Annotated in this window: 19 protein-coding genes and 1 other RNA gene; 4 read left to right on the top strand and 16 right to left on the bottom strand. The window is 71.4% G+C overall.

Annotation, left to right across the window (positions count from 1 at the left end):
• Nucleotides 1-364: 364 nt before the first annotated feature.
• A complete protein-coding gene (locus ABD811_RS40150; RefSeq protein ID WP_344958323.1) occupies nucleotides 365-565 on the top strand; it encodes a hypothetical protein in 201 nt (66 codons plus the stop codon).
• A 470-nt stretch (nucleotides 566-1035) separates the two neighbouring features.
• Here the strand turns inward: ABD811_RS40150 and ABD811_RS40145 are convergent, their stop codons facing one another.
• The 6 genes from ABD811_RS40145 to ABD811_RS40120 all read right to left on the bottom strand — a co-directional run bounded on the left by ABD811_RS40145 (nucleotide 1036) and on the right by ABD811_RS40120 (nucleotide 7507).
• Nucleotides 1036-1308, bottom strand: a complete 273-nt coding sequence (locus tag ABD811_RS40145) for a hypothetical protein (RefSeq protein ID WP_344958321.1) — start codon at nucleotides 1306-1308, stop codon at nucleotides 1036-1038.
• Nucleotides 1309-1513: 205 nt separating this feature from the next.
• Nucleotides 1514-3586 (bottom strand): nuclease-related domain-containing DEAD/DEAH box helicase, encoded by a 2073-nt coding sequence (locus tag ABD811_RS40140; RefSeq protein ID WP_344958319.1) that lies wholly within the window; start codon nucleotides 3584-3586, stop codon nucleotides 1514-1516.
• A 526-nt stretch (nucleotides 3587-4112) separates the two neighbouring features.
• Nucleotides 4113-4751, bottom strand: a complete 639-nt coding sequence (locus ABD811_RS40135; RefSeq protein ID WP_344958317.1) for a hypothetical protein — start codon at nucleotides 4749-4751, stop codon at nucleotides 4113-4115.
• A gap of 259 nt (nucleotides 4752-5010) precedes the next feature.
• Nucleotides 5011-6597 carry a DHA2 family efflux MFS transporter permease subunit gene (locus tag ABD811_RS40130; protein WP_344958315.1) on the bottom strand — a complete coding sequence of 529 codons (1587 nt, stop codon included), beginning with the start codon at nucleotides 6595-6597 and terminating at the stop codon, nucleotides 5011-5013.
• Nucleotides 6598-6981: 384 nt separating this feature from the next.
• Nucleotides 6982-7326 (bottom strand): VOC family protein, encoded by a 345-nt coding sequence (locus tag ABD811_RS40125; RefSeq protein ID WP_344958313.1) that lies wholly within the window; start codon nucleotides 7324-7326, stop codon nucleotides 6982-6984.
• 1 nt (nucleotide 7327) lies between these two features.
• A complete protein-coding gene (locus tag ABD811_RS40120) occupies nucleotides 7328-7507 on the bottom strand; it encodes a ribbon-helix-helix domain-containing protein (RefSeq protein WP_344958311.1) in 180 nt (59 codons plus the stop codon).
• Between the two features lie 676 nt (nucleotides 7508-8183).
• On the opposite strand from ABD811_RS40120, the gene ABD811_RS40115 reads away from it, so the two are divergent.
• Both ABD811_RS40115 and ABD811_RS40110 read left to right on the top strand, forming a co-directional pair.
• Nucleotides 8184-9047 carry a GntR family transcriptional regulator gene (locus ABD811_RS40115; RefSeq protein WP_344958309.1) on the top strand — a complete coding sequence of 288 codons (864 nt, stop codon included), beginning with the start codon at nucleotides 8184-8186 and terminating at the stop codon, nucleotides 9045-9047.
• Nucleotides 8944-10665, top strand: a complete 1722-nt coding sequence (locus ABD811_RS40110; RefSeq protein WP_344958327.1) for a S9 family peptidase — start codon at nucleotides 8944-8946, stop codon at nucleotides 10663-10665. The genes ABD811_RS40115 and ABD811_RS40110 overlap by 104 nt, the downstream gene beginning before the upstream one ends.
• A gap of 303 nt (nucleotides 10666-10968) precedes the next feature.
• On the opposite strand, the gene ABD811_RS40105 is transcribed toward ABD811_RS40110, so the two are convergent.
• From ABD811_RS40105 to ffs, 10 genes are all read right to left on the bottom strand, one after another.
• Complete coding sequence (locus tag ABD811_RS40105; protein ID WP_344958307.1) at nucleotides 10969-11637, bottom strand: TetR/AcrR family transcriptional regulator; 669 nt, start codon at nucleotides 11635-11637, stop codon at nucleotides 10969-10971.
• A 94-nt stretch (nucleotides 11638-11731) separates the two neighbouring features.
• The gene (locus ABD811_RS40100; protein ID WP_344958305.1) at nucleotides 11732-12790 is read right to left on the bottom strand and encodes an aspartate-semialdehyde dehydrogenase; all 1059 of its coding nucleotides are present in this window, start codon (nucleotides 12788-12790) and stop codon (nucleotides 11732-11734) included.
• 1985 nt (nucleotides 12791-14775) lie between these two features.
• On the bottom strand, nucleotides 14776-16050 hold the full coding sequence (locus ABD811_RS40095) for an aspartate kinase (protein WP_344958303.1): 1275 nt from the start codon (nucleotides 16048-16050) through the stop codon (nucleotides 14776-14778).
• A 127-nt stretch (nucleotides 16051-16177) separates the two neighbouring features.
• On the bottom strand, nucleotides 16178-16489 hold the full coding sequence (locus ABD811_RS40090; protein WP_344958301.1) for a hypothetical protein: 312 nt from the start codon (nucleotides 16487-16489) through the stop codon (nucleotides 16178-16180).
• Between the two features lie 145 nt (nucleotides 16490-16634).
• Nucleotides 16635-17183, bottom strand: coding sequence for a DUF5063 domain-containing protein (locus tag ABD811_RS40085; RefSeq protein ID WP_344958299.1), 549 nt, complete (start codon nucleotides 17181-17183; stop codon nucleotides 16635-16637).
• Nucleotides 17176-17775, bottom strand: coding sequence for a recombination mediator RecR (recR, locus tag ABD811_RS40080; RefSeq protein ID WP_344958297.1), 600 nt, complete (start codon nucleotides 17773-17775; stop codon nucleotides 17176-17178). Before recR ends, ABD811_RS40085 begins: the two co-directional genes overlap by 8 nt.
• Before the next feature lie 114 nt (nucleotides 17776-17889).
• Nucleotides 17890-18276, bottom strand: coding sequence for a YbaB/EbfC family nucleoid-associated protein (locus tag ABD811_RS40075; RefSeq protein ID WP_344958325.1), 387 nt, complete (start codon nucleotides 18274-18276; stop codon nucleotides 17890-17892).
• 1133 nt (nucleotides 18277-19409) lie between these two features.
• On the bottom strand, nucleotides 19410-19634 hold the full coding sequence (locus ABD811_RS40070) for a hypothetical protein (protein ID WP_344958295.1): 225 nt from the start codon (nucleotides 19632-19634) through the stop codon (nucleotides 19410-19412).
• 297 nt (nucleotides 19635-19931) lie between these two features.
• Nucleotides 19932-22058 carry a DNA polymerase III subunit gamma and tau gene (locus ABD811_RS40065; protein ID WP_344958293.1) on the bottom strand — a complete coding sequence of 709 codons (2127 nt, stop codon included), beginning with the start codon at nucleotides 22056-22058 and terminating at the stop codon, nucleotides 19932-19934.
• A gap of 38 nt (nucleotides 22059-22096) precedes the next feature.
• Nucleotides 22097-22192, bottom strand: an RNA gene (ffs, locus tag ABD811_RS40060) — signal recognition particle sRNA small type.
• 73 nt (nucleotides 22193-22265) lie between these two features.
• Here ffs and ABD811_RS40055 point away from each other — a divergent pair.
• Nucleotides 22266-22613 carry a DUF952 domain-containing protein gene (locus tag ABD811_RS40055; protein WP_344958291.1) on the top strand — a complete coding sequence of 116 codons (348 nt, stop codon included), beginning with the start codon at nucleotides 22266-22268 and terminating at the stop codon, nucleotides 22611-22613.

Raw genomic sequence — 22613 nt, 5'->3', positions numbered from 1 at the left:
CTCCCCGGCGCGCCGCGCCAGGCGGACGCGTCGCCCGCCGTCGTGTCGTGCCGGGCGCCCGCGCCGGTCGCCGCCGCGCCGGGTCCCGCAGGCGCGACGACCGCCGCCGCACCCCCCGCCGTACCGCCGTGGAAAGCGAGCACGGCACCGGTCAACACAAGCGCTGACCTGGTCCTTCGCGCACCTGGTGACATGGCGCCACGGTAGTGATCATGGCCCCGGGGCTGGCAAGCACCGCCCACCCCACGGCGTGCCGCCCTGCTTGTCCACAACCTGTGGACGAAATCGTCGCGCAGCGCTGGGTGTTCGGCTGCCTGCGCTACGCTCTCGGTGAGCGTCTGCGAATCTTCCCCGAGAGAGACAGATGAAGGCCATTCTCGCCGTGAGCGTGCTCGTCGTCGCGCTCAGCGCGAGCGCCTGCTCCAGCAGCAGCCGCTGGTGCGAACACGACGCGACCGACACCAGGGTCAGCGACAGCTACTGCGAAAAGAACACCCCTGGCTATGAGTGGGAGTCCGACGACTCCGCCAAGAAGAAGTCCAAAAAGAAGAAGTCCAAACACTGACCCTTCCCAGACCAAGCGGCCGGCCCGTCCAGCCGCTCACACCACGCCTCACCTGACCGGCGTGCTGACGGCCGCCGCGCGCCGCCGGCCGTCAGCCAAACCCCCTCTGCCCACCCCGCCGTGCGGCTTGGCCCGTGCCGGTGCACAGCAACCCCGCCGTCCTGACGGCCGTCCCACCGTCCTCCCGGCAGCCCGCCGTCCCGACCGGCCGCCCCGCCGTCCCGACGGACGTCAGGTGGTGCGGCGTAGCAAGGTCGTTTTGCCCGGTCGGTGCCGACGTCGGCGCCGGCGTCGGGTGTCCTCGGGGACGTCCTCGGCGAGAAGCTGCTTGAGGGAACGAGGAACGATCACGTCGGGCTGTTCGGCGAACCGTGAGCGGCGCATCGGGCTTCTCCTTGCTGGTCTGAGCTGGTGCTAGGGCGGGCCGGTGCATTCGGTCCGGGGGATGTTCATGTCGCCGTCCGAAGGGATCAGACGGTGGCGCGGCGGCGCGCAGGCGCGATCGTGTAGGCGCGCGACACCGATGTCAGGGCCCAGCGCATACGGGTCACGTACGTGTCGGGGTGGTCGCCCGCCTCCTGGGCGACGTAGGCGGTGCAGACCGCACGGTCACCGCCGCATGCGCACAGCCGCTCGTCAATGGCGGCCCGCACCTGCTCGGCGGACGGGCGGTCGGACTCCTGCAGCCGCGAGGTGAACAGGATCTGCGCCAGGTCGGCGGCGCTCAGCGAGGTGAGGCTCATCGTGTGCCTCCTTCCCTTCAGGGGGATTTCGACCCTCTGCCGCTAGTTACGACTCTGACGAGGACTCCTGCTCATCGCCATCCGGGAAAACCCCCATTCGGGTTGAATCCACCCCTACACCTACCCCGCCCGAGGTGACCAACCGCCCCGGGCGTCCCTTCGGGCCGGCGGTCCCGCCCGTACGCGACCGGCCCGTACCTGCTCCTCAGCGTCTGACCGAGCCCAGCCACAGCAGATCGCGGGCGCGGGTCATGGCGACGAACAGCTGGCGGCGGGCCAACTCGGCACGCTCCCGGGCCGGATCGCCGTCCGCCGACGGACGGATCTCCGCGTCATGGCGCGGCAGGTAGACGTGCTTGAACTCCAGGCCCTTGGCGCGGTGGTAGGTGCCGATCTTGATGGCCTCGACGGGACGTCCGTCATAGTTCTCCAGCCGAAGCACCGGCAGCCCGGCCCGCGTGAGGACCCGGTGGTAGTGCTCGATCTCGCGGATCGACCGGCACAGCACCGCGGCTCCGGCCAGCGCGCCGCCCTCGCCGTCGCCCCCGTCACCGTCCTCCCGCAACTGCCGCAGCGCCGCCACCAGGATCCGGTCGTGTTCGGCGGCGTCGGCCGCGACGGCCCGGATCACCTGGCCGCCGTCGTAGGCGGTGTCGACGGTACGGCGCCCGTTGGGGCTCGGCCCTTCCAGGTCATCGAACGGATCCTCCGAGACGACCTCCATCGCCTCGTCCAGGATCGCCGCGGCGTTGCGGTAGTTGGTGCGCAGCACCGTGCCCCGTCCCTTGAGCGCGATACCGGCGTCGGCCAGCCGGAACCCGCCGGGATACACCGCCTGCTGCCCGTCCCCGATCAGCAGCAGGCCATTGGGACCGTCACCGGCCAACGCGTGCAGCAGCCGCACCCCGACCAGGGTGAGGTCCTGAACCTCGTCCACGATCACCGCCGCGTAGGGCGGGTCGGCGGGACGCTCGCGCAACTCGTCCAGCGCCGCCAGCAGCACGTCGTTGAAGTCGGCGACGCCCCGCTGCTTGCGCAGCAGCTCGTACTCCTCGTACAGCAGCCAGGCGGCCTCCCGGTGCGCCGTCTGCAGCGCGGTACGGCGGCCGTGCCGTGCCACCTCGCGGTACTCCTCCAGCGAGGTGATCCCGCGCCCCTTGATGACGTAGTCGATCTCCTCCTGCCAGTAGCCGGGCGTGGGCTCCACATCGACCAGGACGCTGTCGCGCCCGACGCGCATCCAGGCATGCGAGAAGGCGTCCTTCGCCCGCCGGCTGTTCAGGTTGACCGGAACCCCGCGCTCGGTCAGGAACGCCTGCGCCCAGCCGTGCAGGCTGCGGAACTCCACACGATCGGCGAAGTGCCCCGCCAGCCGCCGGAACAACTGCCCCTGCACCCGCGGCAGGTTGTTGGCGAACGTCACGTACAGGACCCGCCCGGAGCCCCGCGCGGCCAGATGCGCCGCCCGATGCAGCGCCACCACCGTCTTGCCCGTCCCCGCCGGTCCGCTGATCCGCGCGGGACCGCCCCAGTCGCGCCGCACCACCGCCACCTGATCGGGGTGCAGAAACGTCATCCACCGCTCGATCGGCGCGTGCAGCACCGAGTCCAGCGCGGCCTTCTCGACCTCCGCGACGTCGAACAACGCCGTGGCCTCGGGCCGCTCGTCTACGGAGCCGCCCTTCAGCACGGTGACCTCGTAGGCCGGAAACGCCTCCTCCAGGTACTCGCTCACCACCTTGACCATGCGGGCCGTCAGCCGCCTGGGCTCGGCGACCAGGGCATGGACGACGTCGGGATGCCCGACGAGCCGCACCCGCCCGATGCGCTCGTCCAGCCGATGCCCGGCGAACACGATCACCGGCCGAACTGCGACCGGCGACATCCCGAACTCGGCGACCTTCTCGTCGGCCGTACGGGCCATCGCCAGCACTCGGGCGACCTCCGCGTCCCGCCGCTCACCCCCGGCGACCAGGTGGCCGTTCTCGACTCCCGGCCGGTCCCGCCACCGTTTGACGTCGATGACGAACACCCCGCCTGGCCCGACAAGGATCATGTCGACGTTCGCCGTCCGCGTCCCCGGCCACCGCCGATCGACGAGCAGCCGCCATCCCGTCCCGGTCAACGTCAACAGCGTCGCCGCGACCTGCCGCTCCGCCTCGGCCGCCGCCTCCCAGCGCCCGGCCAGCTCCCAAGCCTCCCGCGACCGCCGCGCCAGCTCCAGAGCCTGCTCACGCGCCCGCCGCCCCCGTGCCCCCGCAGAATCCCCAGCCGCCACCGAGCACCCCTAGACCGTCCCGCCAAAAAGCCACGATCCCCTAACACATAGCAACAATCCGCCCCCCACAACACCCACCACTGCGCGCACCCGCCCTCACTACAAGCACCGCCAAGCGACCTTCACTCTCGCCGTACCGACCGCCGCTCCAACCCCAATGACAACCACCCCGTGCGCAGAACCCTCAACCGCATCCCAAAGACCGGCCCAGGCAACCCTCAAACCACCACAACGGAGCCCTTCCTCCGCATCACCCACGCACGGTTTCAATGCCTAACGTCGCGGAAAGGTAGCGCCACTCACCCTCGCCGCGACCAAGTCGAACGAGAGGCACCAGCCTCGGAAGACGACGAGACCGCGCCACCCACGCCCCGGCGCATGGTGACACCACCTAGCCAGAACCTCACCCTCTCCCCGAGCCGCAGCCCCAGAACCCTGACCTGCCCGACCTCCTAACCTGCGCCAAAATGCAGCTCAGGATCCGAGTGCTAAGTGACAGCCACTCCATCCCCGGCCGTCGACGTACTTAGCTGACGCCGCCGGGGAATGTGACCTGGGTGATTGTCGCTGTGCCGGCGACTGGCCTCCGCTCATGCATGGTGATCACGTCGCCCGGTGCCAAACGGCGCCACCGCTCGGAACTGAGGGGAGCCAAACGAACAGAGCCGCGCGCGCCTGGTGCCAGCTCGGACGCGTCCTCGACCCAGATCCGCGCCACGTACATGTCAGGATCGCCCGCTGCAGTGACGTCCCCGATGTGCCACAGAGGGCGAAGAACTCCAGCGCCAGGGACGGGCGTGCGCCGTCCACCCGGATCGGCAGAGGGCACCAGTTGAAGGTCGGCGCGAATGACACCGTGGACGACTTCCCAGCACCGCCAGTGGCACCATGCCTCGGTCCGCTCAAGCCTCATCTGACGTGCGGCCTGAGCCAGAACATCCCAGAACGAGGTGCTCGCAGGATACGCGTCGCCAAGCTCGACGAGGATGTGGAGCGCAACCTCCCACTCGTCATGCTCCAGATACTCACAAGCATCAGTTGCCGTCACGCCGCCGTCGACGGCAACCGCCGCAGGAACGAAACAAGTCGCCTCACGAAGAAGCCCGCGAACATCCACAACCCGATCCTCCATCCCCCGGTGGCTGTTGCCCTCAGGCAGCGTCATGAGTTTTGCGTGATCACGTAGGCGCCCCAAGGCGACGAGACTCGCCCCGGCCCCGGCCGACATGCACCATGACGGCCGCTGCCCCCCATCGACCGCACCCACCCGGCCTGGCATCCCTGCTCTTTCCCTACCGAAATCAGGGGCGCACTGTTGGGAGTCAGTCGTCTCCGACCGGGATGAGCCTCAAGCCTTACCTCCTCGGCCGGGAAACACTTGCGTGAGCGTGACTGCGGCCCCAGACAGGCCGGGGCCGCAGTCGCTAAGCCGAAGTGCCGGCGCTGACTGAATCTGGGGCGTTGCGCGGGGCGGCGTCCTGTCGGGGGCGTACCAAGAGGCAGGAGACGGCGCCGACTGCGATCACGACGATGGGAAGCGTCAGAGTCGGCCGCATGGCGTGAACGAACCCGTGCTCGAACACCGACGACGCCGCCTGCTGGACGTAATGGACGAGGCTCGTCGGCGTTCCCGGCGGCGGTTGGAATGCCGTGCCGGTCTGCCCAGCGCCGATGTCGAGACCGCTCTCGGCGGCATGGTCGAAGCCGGCCGTGAACTGGCCGCGGATGCCGGCCGGGAGGTCGGCGGCCTGCTTGGCCGCTTCGTCCTGAAGCGAGGCGGCCAAGCGGTTCTGCAGCACTGCGCCGACCGCGGCACTGCCGATGACCGTGCCGGTCTGCCGGATCGTGTTCAGCACACCAGAAGCGGCCCCGGCCATCTTCGGTTCCACGTTGTACATCGCGACCGCGACCATCGGGCCGAACACGCAGCCGATGCCGACCCCGACCACGACCAGGGCGGGCTGGAACTCCCACCACGCGCGGCCGACATCGATGATCCAGGTGAGCCACGCCATGCCGGCCGCGAACAGGCCGAGCCCGGCCATCAGGACGTACTTGCCGCCGATCCGGTCCGCCATCCGGCCCGCGAGCGGGGACAGCACCGCCGACACCATCATGGCCGGCGCCATCACCAGCCCGGCCTTCAGCGCGCTGAAACCCAGCACGGACTGCAGGTAGATCATCACCGGCAGGAACAGGCCGATCATCCCGACCTGGACGGTCGCGGCCACCAGGCTCATGACCGCGTAGTCGCGGTCGCGGAACAGCACGAAGGGCAGCAGCGGTTCGCCGTGCTGCCGTGTGCCCTGGTGGATCAGGAACACCACCAGCAGCAGCGCGGCCCCGCCCAGCAGCGCCCAGATCCCGGCGTTCCAGTCGTATCGCTGGCCCTCGGTGAGCCCGAAAGTCAGGCACACCAGCGTCGCCGTGGCGAGGACGACGCCGAGGATGTCCAGCTTGTGAGGAACGCCGTGCCGGATGTCGGGCACGAGCACGACGGCCATCGCGAGCACGATCGCGCCGATCGGGACGTTGACGAGGAAGATCCAGCGCCAGCCGGCCGCGCTGGCCAGAAGTCCGCCGAGCGTGGGTCCGGCGATCGTGGCCACGCCCGCGACCGCGCCCCAGACGCCCAGCGCCGTGCCGCGGCGCTCGGCCGGGAACGTGCCAATAATGATCGTCATTGTCTGGGGCACCAACGCCGCCGCGCCCAGGCCCTGCCCGGCCCGGGCGGCGATGAGCTGCGCCGGGTCCTGCGCCAGGGCGCACAGTACGGACGCCACCGTGAACAGCGCGACGCCCACGATGAACATGGCCCGCGGCCCGCGCACATCACCCAGCCGGCCGAAGGTGATCAGCAGTGCGGCGAGCACGAGGACGTAGATGTTGATCACCCACAGCACCTCGTCCAGCGACGCGTGCAGGTCATCGATCACGCTGGGGATGGCGACGTTGACGGCCGTCAGATCCAGCAGCGTCAAGAAGAAACCCAGGCTGATCGTCAACAGCACCGCCCAGGGATTGCCGCGCCACCTACTCATCGGTGTCCCACCGTCCGTTCCGTCGCATACCCCAGTCGATGGCGGCGCTTGCGACCGTCACCGACTGGGGCACAACAGGTCCCGTGTCATCAGCAGGCGCCTGCGTACAGCTGCACCGCACCCGCTGACGTGCGACTCGCCCCACGCGCAGGCTGAAATCCGAGCGCCGGAGGATCCCGGCGGCTCGCGCCGACCGCTCCAGGAATGCCCTTCGCCCCTGATCGCCGGTCGCGTCGGGCATGCGTCAGGGGTCTTCAGCGGGTGCAGCGAGCCCTTGCCCAGCAGGCCGGAGTCGTCAAGGCCGCAAGCGCGGAACAGGCGCGCTCGGCCATCCACCCGGTCGAGAACCAGGTGTCAACGCTTGCCGGGGGCCTGCAAGCTCCACAGCCGCCCGTCGGGATCGCGGACGGTCATCTCCCGGGTCCCGTAGTGGGTGTCCTCGAACGGGGTGACCACCTCGACGGCAGGGTCGGCGCGGAAGCGTTCCGCATCAGGCACCTTCAGCGCGACCTGCATCGCCGGCTCCCGGTCCTGGGGAACCTCCACGACGACCAGGTAGGTCCCTTCACCATTGCGGAACACGCCGGAGCCGTCGCCGCTCGAAGTCTCCAGCTCGAACCCCAGTGCCTGAAAGAACTTCGCGGCCTTCCCCCAGTTCCTGGTCTCCAGGAACACCGCTTCGATTCCTTCGGTCGCCATGTCATGACTCCTTCTCGGAAGAGTGCCGTCGCTGCCTGTCGGCGTTGTCGAGGTAGGCGCGCAACGCCTCGGCGACCAACGCCGACAAGGACGACTCGGTCTCGATCGCGTGATGCTTGACCTGCCTGATCAGCTCAACCGGCAGGTAGACGTTGAACTGCTTGACTTCCGCATCACCCATGACCGCGATGCTAGCATGCTAGCAACCTAGTCGTGAGTCCGACGCCCGCCCCGACCCCGTCCCCGGTTTGAGCCCGACAGAGTCGCGGTTGGCCGCGTTGGCCGCTCACCTGGACGCGCACCGCTTCGCCGTCAAGCTGACCAACGAGGATTGCGGGTGCGGAACCCGAACACGCCGGGGTGCCGACAACCCCGTGCTGTCCGACATGATCAGGTGTCGTCGGCGTTCCGAGGATGGCGGACGCCTCTGGTTGTTCGACTCGGCGTGGGGGCCGATCGCCGAAGCCGACCGCCTTGAGGACGCGGTTGTGTGGGTGAAGGGCAGGCTCACGCCGCGAGACGTGGCTGAGAGGCAGTCCTGATGGGCCGCCGGGTTGGTCGGCATCGGCGGACGCGTCGGCAGACACACGCTCAGTCGTCGGCCCCTCGTTACCACTCACAGACTGGCGTGGCGGGGTGGTGGGACTACGCCCCTTCCCTCGACGGCGAGCCGAGCCGCCCCGCCACGCCTTTCCCCACAGAGCCGTTCGTCGTCCATGGGTGGGGCGGTAGGCATCGGCGAACGCTGGCACGGCACATCCTCGATGCGTTCGTGGACCTCGGGTGACCCCCGGAAGAACTGACGCAGGGCCCAGAGCAACCGCTCTGGGCCCCGCGCGTGCGTGGTGAGGCGTGCGATGACACGACGGCATGCGGAGTGGGGCGTCTACCGCAGCATCGCGGATGTGCTGCGTAGGCGTGTGGAGGACGGCACGTATCCGGCGGGGGTGCGGTTGCCGGGTGAACATGCGCTGAGCCGGGAGTTCGGTGTCACGCGGTACACGGCGCGGCGCGCGCTGGGCATCCTCGAAAGTGAGGGGCTGGTTGTCCCGGTGACTGGCGTGGGCCGGTTCGTGCGAGGGATGACGTCGGAAGACGCGCGTCCGAAGTACGAGCGCATTGCCGACGAGTTGCGTGCTCCGATCAAGGGTGGCGCGCTCACGCCGGGTTCCACCTTGCCGAGCGAGGCGCGAGTCTGTGAGCGGCAGACCGGGCGCCGCGTACACCGCCTGGCGGGCCGGGCCAGGCAGGCGGTGCATGGCAGACCGGGCAGCGCGCCCGTCGCACACCGGACCCAGCGCACGCCGCACGCCGAGCCGGGCGCAACACACCTCCCAGACCGGGTGGGGCGCATCCGCATGGCGGGCCGGGTGGGGCGCGCGCCGCGTGACGCCGGCAGGCGGTTCGGGCGGCGTATGCAGTTCGAGCGCAGCGCGCGGCGCTTGCAGGGCCTGACGCACCCCGTATGCCGGGCTGGGCGCGGTGCACCCTCACATGCCGGGCCCGGCGCGGCACTGCATGGCGGGCCGATGGCGGGCGTCGCATGGTGGGGTGTCCGCGATACTGAGGGGCATGGTCGACGAAGAGCGCTGGAAGGCCCGGTTCCGGGCCGCGCGAGTGAGCCTGCCGGGCTGGGCGCACGCCGCACCGCACCGTTGTTTCTACCGGTCCAACGTCACCGGGACCTGGGAGATCTACGCCTGGGACCGGACGACCGGTGACAAGCGGCAGGTCACCGAGCGGCCCAACGGCACGTGGCTGGGCGGCGTCGACCCCACCGGCGAGTGGATCTGGTGGTTCGCCGACACCGACGGCGACGAGTTCGGTGTGTGGATGCGGGCCCCGTTCGAGGGCGGCGACAGCGTCCCGGCCGTGCCCGGGCTGGAGCCGTCCTACCCGGCCGGGCTGGCCCTGGGCGGCAGCGGCCTGGCGCTCGTCGGCCGCACCACCGAAGCGGGCAACTTCGTCCACCTGTGCGCACCCGGCGCCGAGCCGCGAGTGCTGTACGAGCACGCCGAGGACGCCCACGTGGCGGCGCTGTCCCGGGACGAGACGCTGATCGCCATCGGGCACAGCGAGCACGGCGACAGCAGGCACATGGCGCTGCGCGTGGTGCGGCCGGACGGCACGACCGTCGCCGACCTGTGGGACGGCCCGGGCAAGGGCGTGTACGGCGCCGGTTTCGCCCCGGCCCCCGGTGATTCGCGGCTGCTGGTCCACCACGAGCGGCGCGGCCGGGACGAGATGCTGATCTGGGACCCGGTCGCGGGCACCGAGCAGGAGATCGTCCTGGACCTGCCCGGTGAGATCGTCGCCGACTGGTACCCGGACGGTGCGGCGCTGCTGATCTCCCACTCGCACCAGGCGCGTGTCGAGCTGTACCGCTACGACCCGGCCGCGGACGAGCTTGAGCGCATCGACACCCCGCGCGGCGTGATCGGCGGCGCCACCGCTCGGCCGGATGGCACCGTGGAGTTCTCCTGGTCGTCGGCCGCCGAGCCGCCGGTGATCCGGTCCACGTCCGGCACGGTGGTGCTGACGCCGCCCGGCCCGCCCGCGCCGCCGTCCGTGCCCGTCGAGGACGTGTGGGTGGACGGCCCGGGCGGACGCATCCACGCGCTGGTCAGAAAGCCCCAGGGCGTCGCGGGCCCGTACCCGACGGTGTTCGAGGTGCATGGCGGCCCGACCGCGCAGGACGTCGACTCGTTCGTCCCGTCGACGGCCGCCTGGGTCGATCACGGGTTCGCGGTGGTGCACGTCAACTACCGGGGGTCCATCGGGTACGGGTCGCAGTGGCGGGACGCGATCGAGGGCCGCGTCGGCCTGACCGAGCTGGAGGACATCACCGCCGTCCGCGACTGGGCCGTCGAGTCCGGGCTGGCCGACCCGGCCCGGCTGGTGCTGACCGGCGGTTCCTGGGGCGGCTTCCTCACCCTGCTCGGCATCGGCACCCGACCCGACGACTGGTCGGTGGCGGTGGCGGCGGTGCCGGTCGCCGACTACGTCGCGGCGTACGAGGACGAGATGGAGGGACTGCAGGCGTTCGACCGCAGCCTGTTCGGCGGCTCCCCCGAGGAGGTGCCGGAGCGGTACCACGCGTCGTCCCCGATCACCTACGTGGAACAGGTCAAGACGCCGGTGCTGATCCTGGCCGGTGAGAACGACCCGCGCTGCCCCATCCGGCAGATCGACAACTACCTGGCGCGGCTGGCCGAGCTGGGCCGTCCGCACGAGGTCTACCGGTACGACGCCGGCCACGGCTCCCTGGTGGTGGAGGAACGCATCAAGCAGATGGCCACCGAGATCGCCTTCGCCCGCAAGCACCTCGGCATGGCATAACGCACCCCCCGCCGGGCCCCGGCCCCCCTCGGCGCCTCAGGGGCCCGGCGCGCCTCACAACCCTCGCCGCCTCCCTGCGCCCCCCTGCCTCCGGCGCGCCCGGCACCCTCGGCGTCTCGGCCGCGCCTGGCACGTCGGCGTCCTCCGCGCCCTCGGCGTGACCGGCGTCTCGGCGGGCTCGGCGTCCTTGGCGTCTCGGCGGGCTCGGTGCGCTCCGGTCCGCGGTGCGGTCGGCGTACTTCGCGTGGCGCGGTCGGTGCGCCGCATTCTTCGGCGGTGCCGGGTGGTGGGCGATCGGGGCGGTCAGGCGCGGACGTCGCGGATGACGCTGACCAGTTCGCGGGTGACCGACTTGAAGCCCGGCAGCCGGGACATCGTCACCATGCGGTTCACCAGCGGCACGGTGCGTTCGATCAGCAGGTACGTCTTGCGGCAGCCCGGCGAGCTGTCGTGCACCCAGTACAGGACGATGCCCATCGAGTACAGCCACAGCAGTTCGGGCAGCTCCTGGCGGAACTCCGGGTCGATCTTCAGGGTGGAGCCGTCCACCACCTCGCGGTAGATCGCCACCGCGGCGGAACGCGCCGGGCCGGACTCGGCGCTGAACGGGTTGAGCGGGCTGGTCGGCTCGGCGGCGAACTTGAAGAACTTCCCGGCGAACTGGTGGTACGGCACCATCGTGTCGACCCGGGCCTTCAGCACGCCCAGCAGCCGGGGCGCGAAGTCGCGCTCGCGGGCCAGCACCGCCCGGCACGCCTTGACGTGCTCCTCCTGCAGCTCGTCGTAGTACGCCTGGATCAGCTCCTCCTTGGAGCCGAAGTAGTAGTAGGCGTTGCCGACCGAGACCCCGGCCTCCTTGGCGATGGCCCGCATCGTCGTCGCCTCGTACCCGCGCTCGCGGAACAGCCGCAGCGCCGTCTCGACGATCAGCGCCCGGGTCTGCTCCGACTTCACCGGCTTGGTCTCGGTCACGTTCGCCACCCTAAATCTCCCGCCGCGCCGCCACCCGGGACCGGCCACGTCCGTCCGGGCCGGGCGAGGGACGACGCGTCCGCCCGGTCAGCACTTACCGTCCGGTGAACTCGGCGGCGACCAGTTCGGCGATCTGCGCGGTGTTGAGGGCCGCACCCTTACGAAGATTGTCCCCGCACAGGAACATGTCCAAGGCCTTCGGGTCGTCCAGGGAACGGCGCACCCGCCCCACCCACGTCGGGTCGGTGCCGACGACGTCGGCGGGCGTCGGGTACTCGTGCGCTTCGGGATCGTCCAGCAGCACCACGCCCGGCGAGCCCGCCAGCACCGCCTGCGCCTCCCGCTGGTCGACCCGGCCGTCGAAGACCGCGTGCACCGCCAGCGAATGCGTGGTCACCACCGGGACGCGCACGCACGTCGCCGACACCTTCAGGTCCGGCAGGCCGAGGATCTTGCGGGACTCGTCGCGGACCTTCAGCTCCTCCGACGACCAGCCGCCGTCCTTGAGCGACCCCGCCCACGGCACCACGTTCAACGCCAGCGGTGCCGGGAAGGGGCCGAACTCGCCCACCGCGGCCCGCACGTCCCCGGCGCGGTTGCCCAGCTCCCGCTGGCCGCCGACCCGCTCCAGCTGGTCGTACAGCGTGTCGATGCCCGCCTGGCCGGCGCCGGACGCGGCCTGGTACGAGGCGACGACCAGCTCGCGCAGCCCGTACATCCGGTGCAGCGCCCCCAGCGCCACGATCATCGACAGGGTGGTGCAGTTGGGGTTGGCGATGATGCCCCGCGGCCGGTTGCGCGTCTGCTCGGCGTTCACCTCAGGCACGACGAGCGGCACGTCCGGGTCGAGGCGGAACGCCCCGGAATTGTCGACCACCACCGCGCCGCGGGCTGCCGCGACCGGCGCCCACTCGGCCGACACCTCGTCGGGCACGTCGAACATCGCGATGTCGACGCCGTCGAACACCTCCGGCGCCAGCGCGAGGACCTCGACCTGCTCCCCCCGCACGGTCAGCTTGCGACCCGCCGACCGCGGCGAGGCCACCAGCCGGATCTCCCCGTACACATCGTGACGGGTGGACAGGATGCCGAGCATCACGCCGCCGACGGCGCCGGTGGCGCCCACGACGGCCAGGGTCGGCTTGGAGCTCATGTTCGGGCTCTCCCTCCCGCTCGGCCCCGACGCACCCGGTCTCCGGAGCGACCGGCCGAGTTCATGGTGTCGCGCTCACGTTGTCGTCCTTGCCTGCCATCCGGTGCGTCCAACGATCCACCGCGCCGCGGCGTTCACCGAACACCCACCGTCCTGCCGCATCCCCCAAACACCCGTCCCCGCGCCGCATTCGCCAGACGCCCACCGCCACGCCGCACTGCCCAGGCACCCGCTGCCGCACCGCGTTTCGCGGGACGCCCGCTGCGTACAACGTTCGCGGGACGCCCGCTGCGTACAACGTTCGCGGGACGCCCGCTGCGTACAACGTTCGCGGGACGCCCGCCGAGCACCGCCTCGCCCAGGCCCCCGCTGTCGCACCGCCTTCGCGGCAGGCCCTCTGCCGTACAACGTTCGCGGGACGCCGGTCGTCGCGGTTCTCGCGGACGACCGCCGCCGCACCGCGTTCGCCCGACGCCCACTGCCACACTGCATTCGCGGGATCCCGCTCCCACGCCGTATCCGCCGGACGTCCGCTGCCACGCCGCGTTCGCCAGACGCCCGCCACCGCACCGCAGCCGCCGAACGCCCATCGCTGCGCCGCAGTCGCCAGCCGCCCACTGCCACACTGCATTCGCGAGGCCCCGCTCCCACGCCGAATCCACCGGACGCCCGCTCCCACGCCGTATCCACCGGATGCCCGCTGCCACGCCGCAGTCGCCGAACGCCCGTTGCTGCCCTGCATTTGCGGGACCCCTGTTGCCGCCGTTCTCGCCGGACGACCGCCGCCGCACCGCACTCGCCCGACGCTCACCGCCACGCCGCAGTCGCCGAACACCCGCCGCCGCACCGCAGCCGCCGAACGCCCGTCGCTGCGCCGCAGTCGCCAGACACCCACTGCTGCACTGCATTCGCGGGACTCCCCTTCCCACGCCGTATACACCAGACGCCCGCCGCTGCCCCGCAGTCGCCGGACGCCCGCTGCCGTGCCACGTTCGCAGGACGCCTGTTGCCGTCGTTCTCACGGACGGCCACCGCCGTACCGCGTTCACCGGACACTCGCTGCCGCGCCGCGATCGCCGGACGCCTGTTGCTGGGCTGCATTTGTGGGACGCCCGTTGCTGCACCGCGTTTTGCCGGACGCTCTCATAGCCGTATCCGCCTCTCCGCCCGTCCGTCCCAGCGACCTGGCACCGACGCGCCGCCCTTCGGCCGTCCGGCATACCCAACACCCCGGCTGTCCTCAACGATCAGCGACCAGAGGGCGAGGCTGAGGTGAGCGCCGCCAGACAGCCGGTGCTCGATGGAGTGCCGGACAGGTCCGGCGGCGCGGCAGGGCGGTATCCCACGGCGTCGAACACTTCGCCCCACGGTCGGCGGGATGCGGCCCACACCACTCGGTGGGGACGCGCGGGATGCGGGTGGCTCCTCCATGCCGCCGAAGGGCGGCGACCCGTCGCCGTTCCCCTCCGGCACGTCCCGGCGGAGGGAGGGACATCGCGTTTGCCGCCACGGCCCGTCCAGCGTTTCGGTTTGGCACATCCGCGACGCACCTGGCCCCAGACGCGACCGGGCCGCCCCCGCGAGACGTCGGCGCTCTGAGAGCCTCGGAGCGAGACTGAGCCCCGCCCCCCGGAGTCGCAACGCGTGAGTGGCTGCTCGCCGGACGAGTGACGTCGGTGCTCCGAGGATGCCGAGGCCTGCCGACGAGGCCGACCCGTCGGCTTGCGGTCCGCCGGTCCACGACCCAGTCGCCACGTCTGACCGGTTGGTCGCCGCGCCGGATGTCGGCCGCCCGCACGTCGTGATCGACGTCGGGCGGCCGGACCCAGCCGACAACCGGGCCGAAACCCGGCCGATGTCCCAGGCCGACGCCCCAGAGCGACAACCAGGCCCACGGCCGCCGATCGTCTCGCGGAGGCGCTCGGCGGCCGGTTCACGACTCGTGACCCCCGGTCGGCGGGACGGCCGGACACGGTCGCGGGCGGTCAGCGTCCGGTGCCTCCGTAGACGACGGCCTCCACCTGGTCGGAGTCGAGGTCGAAGGCGTGGTGCGCGGCGGCGACGGCGGTGTCGACGTCGTCCTGCGCCACCACCACCGAGATCCGGATCTCCGAGGTGGAGATCATCTCGATGTTGACCCCGGAGTCGGCGATGGCCGAGAAGAACTTGGCCGTCACGCCCGGGTGGGAGCGCATGCCCGCGCCGATCAGCGAGATCTTGCCGATCCGGTCGTCGTAGCGCAGCGACTCGAAGCCGATCCGCTCCTTGACCTTGTTCAGCGCGGCCAGGGCGCTCTGCCCGTCGCTGGCCGGCAGGGTGAACGAGATGTCGGTGCGGCCGGTGGACGCCGCCGACACGTTCTGGACGATCATGTCGATGTTGATCTCGGCGTCGGACAGCACCCGGAAGATCGTGGCCGCCTCGCCCACCTTGTCCGGGACCCCGACCACGGTGATCTTGGCCTCGCTGCGGTCGTGTGCGACCCCGGAGATGATCGCCTGCTCCATGTCCTGTCCTTCGATGTCGTCGCTGTCGACCACCCAGGTGCCCTCCCGCTGGCTGAACGAGGAGCGCACATGGATCGGGATGTTGTAGCGGCGGGCGTACTCCACACAGCGCAGGTGCAGGATCTTGGCGCCGCTGGCGGCCATCTCCATCATCTCCTCGTAGGAGATGCGCGGGATGCGCCGGGCGGGCGGGACGATCCGGGGGTCGGCGGTGAACACGCCGTCCACGTCGGTGTAGATCTCGCACACGTCGGCGTCCAGCGCCGCGGCCAGCGCCACGGCGGTGGTGTCGCTGCCGCCGCGGCCCAGCGTGGTGATGTCCTTGGAGTCCTGGGAGACGCCCTGGAAGCCGGCCACGATGGCGATGGAGCCCGCGTCCAGCGCGTCGCGGATCCGGCCGGGCGTGACGTCGATGATCCTGGCTTTGCCGTGGGAGCCGTCGGTGATCACACCGGCCTGGGAGCCGGTGAACGACCGCGCCTCATGGCCCAGGTTGGCGATGGCCATGGCCAACAGCGCCATCGAGATCCGCTCCCCGGCCGTCAGCAGCATGTCCAGCTCGCGCCCGGGGGGCAGCGGGCTGACCTGCTCGGCCAGATCGATCAGCTCATCCGTTGTGTCACCCATGGCGGAGACCACGACGACCACGTCGTTGCCCGCCTTCTTCGTCGCGACGATGCGCTGGGCGACCCGCTTGACGCACTCGGCGTCCGCTACGGAGGAGCCACCGTACTTCTGCACGACAAGAGCCACGGGTGGCGCTCCTCGGATCGGGGTCTGACGTACCGGCGACGAGTCTACCGAGGCCGCACCACTGGATTACGAGCAGATAACTACCGACATGTGGCCAGAAATCCCAACATCTGGGACGGGACGGCCGTCAGTGTGCGTCGTGATTCATGGGGAGAAACCGCTCGGACGCCGCCATCCACAGGGCGAAGGCGAGGTAGCCGGCCTCGAAGGCGACCAGGTCGTCGTCCCATCGCCGCCCGCCGCGCCGCCGTGACGCCTGCAGCAGCGCCGCCCCACCGGCCAGGTTGAGGCCCGCCCAGACCGCGTTGACCGCCGGACCGGACCGCCGCCCGGCGAGCGGCGTCATGTGCCGCCGCCCCGTGACGGCCGTGGCGAGATGCGGAGCGCTGTTGGCGACCAGCGCCCCCGCGGCGAAGGACAAGATTCGTGACGAAGCCATCCGCCGATGCTAGGCCCCGGCCACTCGTCCGCGCCTCGCGCTCACATGGACGGGGCGAAGCGGCACCGGGACGCCCTCCAGGCGCAAGCGCGCCGGACAGCTCCCCAGGGCGGAAACGCGCCGGACAGCCCTCCAGGGGAAGCGCCTAGCGAACCGCAGGCACTTCCTCCGCCACGTTCAGCCGGGCGTTGGCGACGACGGCGTGCAGGGCGCGCAGGGCCGCGCCGGCGTGGTTGCCCCAGTGGTTGAAGTAGGAGTACTGCCACCACCACAGCGCCTCCAGGGGACGGTCCTGCTGGTAGTGGCGCAGGCCGTGGACGAGGTCGCTCGCTACGTCGACCAGGTCGTCCGAAAGCCGGTAGGACGTCGGCTCGGTGTCCTTGTACGGGTCGAAGACCTCGACGTACTCGTCGATCGCCAGCAGCCGCTCGGCCAGGCCCTGCCGCACCGCGTCCAGGTCGGGATCCTCGCCGACCTCCGGCTCCCAGTTGTCCGGCAGGATCACGTCCTGGCTCGCCCCCAGCTGCGCGCCGGCCAGGATGACCTGCGAGACCTCCAGCAGCAGCATCGGCACCGTGTGCGGGCCGGCCTCGCCGCGCGAGACCGCCTCGAGTCCGCCGAGGTAGTTCTCCACGTGGCGCGCCACCCGTTCGGCGAGGGCGTTCCAGTCCTGCGGGCTGTTGGTGTCAGACATCCAGGAGCCTCCGTCCTTCGAATGCGCGGCCGAGCGTCACCTCGTCGGCGTACTCCAGGTCGCCCCCCACCGGCAGGCCGCTTGCCAGGCGGGTGACGGTGATGCCCATGGGCTTGACCAGGCGGGCCAGGTAGGTCGCCGTGGCCTCGCCCTCCAGGTTCGGGTCGGTGGCCAGAATCAGCTCGGTGACGGTGCCGTCCGCCAGGCGCTGCATCAGCTCGCGGATGCGCAGGTCGTCGGGGCCGACGCCCTCGATGGGACTGATCGCCCCGCCCAGCACGTGGTAGCGGCCCCGGAACTCGCGGGTCTTCTCGATCGCCACGACGTCCTTGGACTCCTCGACCACGCAGATGACGTGCGGGTCGCGGCGGGCGTCCCGGCAGATCCGGCACTCCTCCTCCTCGGCCACGTTCCCGCAGGTACGGCAGAAGCGGACCTTGTCCTTGACCTCCTTGAGGGCCTTGCCCAGCCGGTCGACGTCGGCGGGGTCGGCGGCCAGCAGGTGGAAGGCGATCCGCTGCGCGCTCTTGGGGCCGACGCCGGGCAGCCGGCCCAGTTCGTCGATGAGGTTCTGGACGACCCCTTCGTACAACGGTCCGTTCCTTCCATGCTCGTTCTGCCGGGGGGACAGGTGGGTTGAGGTCGGCCCTGGGCGGGGCCGGGGCCGGGCCGCCCGAACGACGGGCGGGCCGGATCCGATCGCGAGTCAGGCTCCGGGCGCCCCACCCGTGCCCGGCAGACCCGGCATTCCGGGGATGCCCGGCATGCCGCCTCCGCCGAGTCCCTCGGCGAGCGGGCCCATCTTCTGCTCCTGCAGCAGCGCCGCGGCCCGGGCGGCGTCGCGGATCGCGGCCAGCACCAGGTCGGCGATGGTCTCGGCGGTGTCGGCCGGGTCGTCGACGTCGATGGCCTTGGGATCGATGGAGATCGCGGTCACCTCACCCTGGCCGTTGACCGTCGCCGTCACCAGACCGCCGCCCGCGCTGCCCTGCACCTCGGCCTCAGCCAGTTCGCGCTGCGCGGCGAACAACTGCTCCTGCATGCGCTGAGCCTGCTGCAACAGCTCCTGGATGTTCAGACCACCGGGTTCCACGGTCACTCCGTTTCCTCTCGGCCCCTCAAGGGACCTTCCTGGCCCCTCACGGGACCTCGTGCTCGGCGACCCGACGACCACCGCACGTCTGTCTTCCCGAGACTACGGGTTTCGAACGTAATGCGGTACGTGCCTCCGCCGGGACGCCGCCGACGCCGACGCCCTTCCCACGCCGACCGTATCGCCCCCCGTACCACCGTCGTCCCGCACCTGGGCCGCCCCCACAGCGACGCGGTGACGCACCGTCCAACGATACGGCCGCCCCCCACCCCGCGGATCAAGGAACCAAGCCCCTTCCTCCCGAATGCTCCATTCACTCCCCACCTCAGCCACCACCCCACCTCCACAACACCGCCCCCCATTGCCGCCCATGACGCCCTTCCTTCGCCACCACCCACCAGAACCCTCGTGGCCCCCGGCCGGCCGCCCCCTTCCTCAACCAGCCTCCACCTCGCCTCCCCCAGGCAAACCCCAAACTCCTGGACACCCCCAACTCCTCAGGCCACCCCGTCCATCGCCCTGCCCCGCACCACCCACCCCGCTGTGCCCGCCCCCTACCGCCGTACTTTTCACCGCCCCGCCCACCGGCCCGGTCCACCGCCCGGTCCACCGCACCGTCCACCCCGCTACCTGGCGCCGTCCGCCACCCTGCCCGCCACCCTGTCCACCGCACCATCCACCGCCCCGCCCGCCGCGTTCTCCGCCGCCCTGCCCACCGCGCCGTTCACCGCCCAATCCGCAGCGCTATCCGCGCACGGCGCTGATGGTGGAGGCGGTGGTGCCGCTGGCGGACGGCTCGGGTGGAGGTTCGTGGCGCGGCGGGCGGGGCGGTGCGGTCTGGTCGGTGGCCGCCACAAGCCGAGGGGCCGCTGGGCGGGGCGGCTGGCCGAGACACCGGCCGATCAGGGCGGCATCGTAACGAGCGCGTGGAGTCGCGGGACGGACTGATCGTGTGGCTAGCGCCGGTGGGACCGCAGGTGTTGGAGCTGACCCGCACCGCACCGTCCACCCGCCCCGTCGACCGCGCTGCCCGCCACGCATCCACCGGGTCGTCCACCGCGCTGCCCGCCGCACCTCCACCGCGCCGTCCGCCCCGGCGCGCGCCGCCCTGTTCGCTGGCCTGGCCCGCCGCCCTACCTCCCCCCGCCATCCACCACGCTGCCCGCCACACCGTCCACCGGGTCGTCCACCACACCGCCCACCGCGCTGTCCACCACGCCGCTCGCCGCCCGGTCCGCCGTGCTGCTCGCCAGCCTGCCCCCGCGCGTCAGCCGCCTGCCTCCGTGCTGTTCGCCGCTCTGCCACCCGCACCGTTCGCTGCGCTGCCTCTCGTGCTGTTCGCCGCTGTCGTCGGGCACGGCATTGAGGGGGACGGCATGGGCGGGCGTGAATCCCAGCGGAAGGGGACGTATGTCAGCGGACGGTCTGCGTCAGGGCGCAACCCGATCGGCGGTTGGACATGCCTGTGTGCGGGAGCGGGGTGCCGCCTCCTCGTGCGCTGAAGGCAGACTCGGCCACTTAGGCCGCTGGCTTCGGTGGTCGGGGTGGCTTCGGGCTGTCGGACGCGCCGTGACGTGACTGTCGAAGAGGTCGTGTCGTCGACCGGCGGCGCGGCGGAGGTGTCGGCGCCGACGTGGCGGCCGCGATGGGTCGGGTCAGGAGTTGTCGATCTCGCGGATGATCTGGCCGCCGAGTTCGCGCTGGATGAGGGCCATCCCGTTCAGCTCCGCCTCGCTGCCTTCGGCGTCGGCGTCTCCCTCGGGGTCCACCTCGTCGCTCTCGTCGAGGGGAGGCGGCTCCGGAGGAGGCGGCTCGTCCATGGGCGGCGGCACGGGGCTGGGGGCGGCGGACGGCTTGGGCGCCGAAACGCTCCACGGGCCCGGGTCCGATGCGGCGGGCGCAGCCGGAGTCGGGGGCGCGGGAGGCGGCGTCGGCTCGGCGGGGCCACGAGACGGCATGGACGCCGCCGCGCCGCTGAATCCGGCCGCCGGACCCGACGAACCGCTTTGCAGGCCGCCGGGCCGTCCCATCGCGGGACCGCCGCCGCGTCCGCGAGGCGGAGCGGCACCGGCGAGCACCGTGTCGATGCGCCAGTCGACGCCGAGGCGCTGCTTGAGGACCTCGCGGAGCACCGCGTCGCGGCCGCCGTTGGTGAAGTTCGTCCGCGCGCCCTCGGCCTCGAAGGACAGGGTCAGCAGGTTGCCGTCGAGCGAGATCGGCTGGACGCCCGACATGATCGCCATCCAGGCGACCCTGCTCCGCTGCTTGACGGCCTCGACGATGTCCGGCCACATCCGCTGCACCGCGGAGACGTCCTGCCCCCCGGCGGCCGCTGCCGGGGCCACGACGGGCGCGGCAGGCGCTGCCGTGGGCGCGGGCGCGGGCGATGCGGCGGCCGGCCGCGGGGCCGGTGCGGCGCCCGGCCCCGGACGGTTATCCACAGAACGTCGTTCAGCTTCCGTCCCACTGGGCGCGGAAGGGACGCTGGACATGGCGGCGCCGCCCCGGGGGCGGGTCTGGGCGGGGGGCGTCTCCGCGCCGCCGCCCGGAGTCATGGGGGCGGCGCCGCTCGACGAGACGGGAGGTGCGGTCGCAGGTGCGGCAGACGCAACGGGCACGCCGGCGGCGAGCTGGCGTTCGAGACGGTCCAGGCGGGCGAACATGGAGGACTCGTCCGCGTACGCGGCGGGCAGCAGGATGCGGGCGCACACCAGCTCCAGCAGCAGCCGGGGCGAGGTCGCCCCCCGCATCTCGGTCAGGCCGGTGTGCAGCAGGTCGGCCGCCCGGGTCAGCTCCCCTGGGCCGAGCGCCTCGGCCTGGCGCCGCATGCGCTCAAGCTCGTCCGGCGCGGCGGTCAGCAGCCCGGTGCCCCCGGCCTCCGGCACGTTGGACAGGATCACCAGGTCGCGGAGGCGTTCCAGCAAGTCGGTGGCGAAACGGCGCGGGTCCTGGCCGCTTTCGATCACGCGGTCCAGGGCGGCGAACACCGCAGCGCCGTCGCGGGCGGCGAACGCGTCCACCACCTCGTCCAGCAGCGCCGAGTCGGTGTAGCCGAGCAGTGAGACGGCGCGGGCGTAGGTGATGCCCTTCTCGTCCGACCCGGCCAGCAGCTGGTCCAGGATCGACAGCGTGTCCCGGGCCGAGCCCGCGCCCGCCCGCACCGCCAGCGGGAGCGCGTTCGGCTCGTACGGCACGTTCTCCTGCTGGAGGATCTCCTCGACCAGCTCCTGCAGCACTCCCGGCGGGATCAGCCGGAACGGGTAGTGGTGCGTCCGCGACCGGATCGTGCCGATGACCTTCTCGGGCTCGGTGGTGGCGAACACGAACTTCAGGTGCGGCGGGGGCTCCTCGACCAGCTTGAGCAGGGCGTTGAAGCCCTCCCGGGTGACCATGTGCGCCTCGTCGATGATGTACACCTTGAAGCGCGCCGACACCGGGGCGAAGAAGGCGCGTTCCCGCAGGTCGCGGGCGTCGTCCACGCCACCGTGCGAGGCGGCGTCGATTTCGATCACGTCGATGTGGCCGGTGCCGGTCGGGCCGAGCGCGACGCACGAGTCGCACTTTCCGCACGGGTCGGGCGTCGGGCCCTGCTCGCAGTTCAGCGACCGGGCGAGGATGCGTGCACTGGACGTCTTGCCGCAGCCGCGCGGGCCGCTGAAGAGGTAGGCGTGGTTGATCCGCCCGTTGCGCAGCGCCTGCTGGAGGGGCTCGGCGACGTGCTCCTGCCCCTTGAGCTCGGCGAACGTCGCTGGCCGGTACTTGCGGTACAGCGCCAGACTCATCGGGGGTCCGCCCTCCTCGAGAAGCAGAGCGTCAGAAGCGAAAGGACCCCCCGCACACCCGCCAGAGCCTGCTTATCCTTGCTGCCTTCCGGCCCTGGGGAGGTTCACAGGATGACGCCGTGCGAGGGGTCTGCCCAGAGTCTATGGCATTCCCGGAGTGACGGCTGCACGCTCGCCACTCCTCGTCCCCGCGTAGTCTCATCCGCCATGCCCCCTCAAGCCTCCCAGCCGCCCCTGCTGCACATCGCCGAACGCCGCCACTGGGAGGCGGCCCGCGCCGGCGGAGTGGCCTACACCATGTCGACCCGAGGCCGCACCCTTGAGGAGGAGGGGTTCATCCACTGCTCCTCCGACATGGACCAGGTGCGCGGCGTGTTGTCCCGCTTCTACGCCGACCTGGACCCAGCGGAGCTCCTCCTGCTGGTGATCGACGTCGCCCGGCTGGACGCTCCGGTACGCCACGAACCCGTCGACGGCGCCGTTTTCCCCCACGTCTACGGCCCGATTCCGCTCTCAGCCGTTATTGATGTCCGATCAGTGCCCGAGACCCGGTAG

It is taken from the genome of Actinomadura miaoliensis (assembly GCF_039536785.1).
GTDB classification, from domain to species: Bacteria; Actinomycetota; Actinomycetes; order Streptosporangiales; family Streptosporangiaceae; genus Spirillospora; species Spirillospora miaoliensis.
The sequence above is the reverse complement of the archived record's forward strand: the minus strand, read 5'-3'. Positions and strand labels throughout refer to the sequence as shown.

Coding starts and splice junctions, on each gene's coding strand:
- ABD811_RS40150 (WP_344958323.1), top strand. CDS start 365: ATGAAGGCCATTCTCGCCGTGAGCGTGCTCGTCGTCGCGCTCAGCGCG.
- ABD811_RS40145 (WP_344958321.1), bottom strand. CDS start 1,308: ATGAGCCTCACCTCGCTGAGCGCCGCCGACCTGGCGCAGATCCTGTTC.
- ABD811_RS40135 (WP_344958317.1), bottom strand. CDS start 4,751: ATGACGCTGCCTGAGGGCAACAGCCACCGGGGGATGGAGGATCGGGTT.
- ABD811_RS40125 (WP_344958313.1), bottom strand. CDS start 7,326: ATGGCGACCGAAGGAATCGAAGCGGTGTTCCTGGAGACCAGGAACTGG.
- ABD811_RS40120 (WP_344958311.1), bottom strand. CDS start 7,507: ATGGGTGATGCGGAAGTCAAGCAGTTCAACGTCTACCTGCCGGTTGAG.
- ABD811_RS40115 (WP_344958309.1), top strand. CDS start 8,184: ATGACACGACGGCATGCGGAGTGGGGCGTCTACCGCAGCATCGCGGAT.
- ABD811_RS40100 (WP_344958305.1), bottom strand. CDS start 12,790: ATGAGCTCCAAGCCGACCCTGGCCGTCGTGGGCGCCACCGGCGCCGTC.
- ABD811_RS40090 (WP_344958301.1), bottom strand. CDS start 16,489: ATGGCTTCGTCACGAATCTTGTCCTTCGCCGCGGGGGCGCTGGTCGCC.
- ABD811_RS40085 (WP_344958299.1), bottom strand. CDS start 17,183: ATGTCTGACACCAACAGCCCGCAGGACTGGAACGCCCTCGCCGAACGG.
- ABD811_RS40065 (WP_344958293.1), bottom strand. CDS start 22,058: ATGAGTCTGGCGCTGTACCGCAAGTACCGGCCAGCGACGTTCGCCGAG.
- ABD811_RS40055 (WP_344958291.1), top strand. CDS start 22,266: ATGCCCCCTCAAGCCTCCCAGCCGCCCCTGCTGCACATCGCCGAACGC.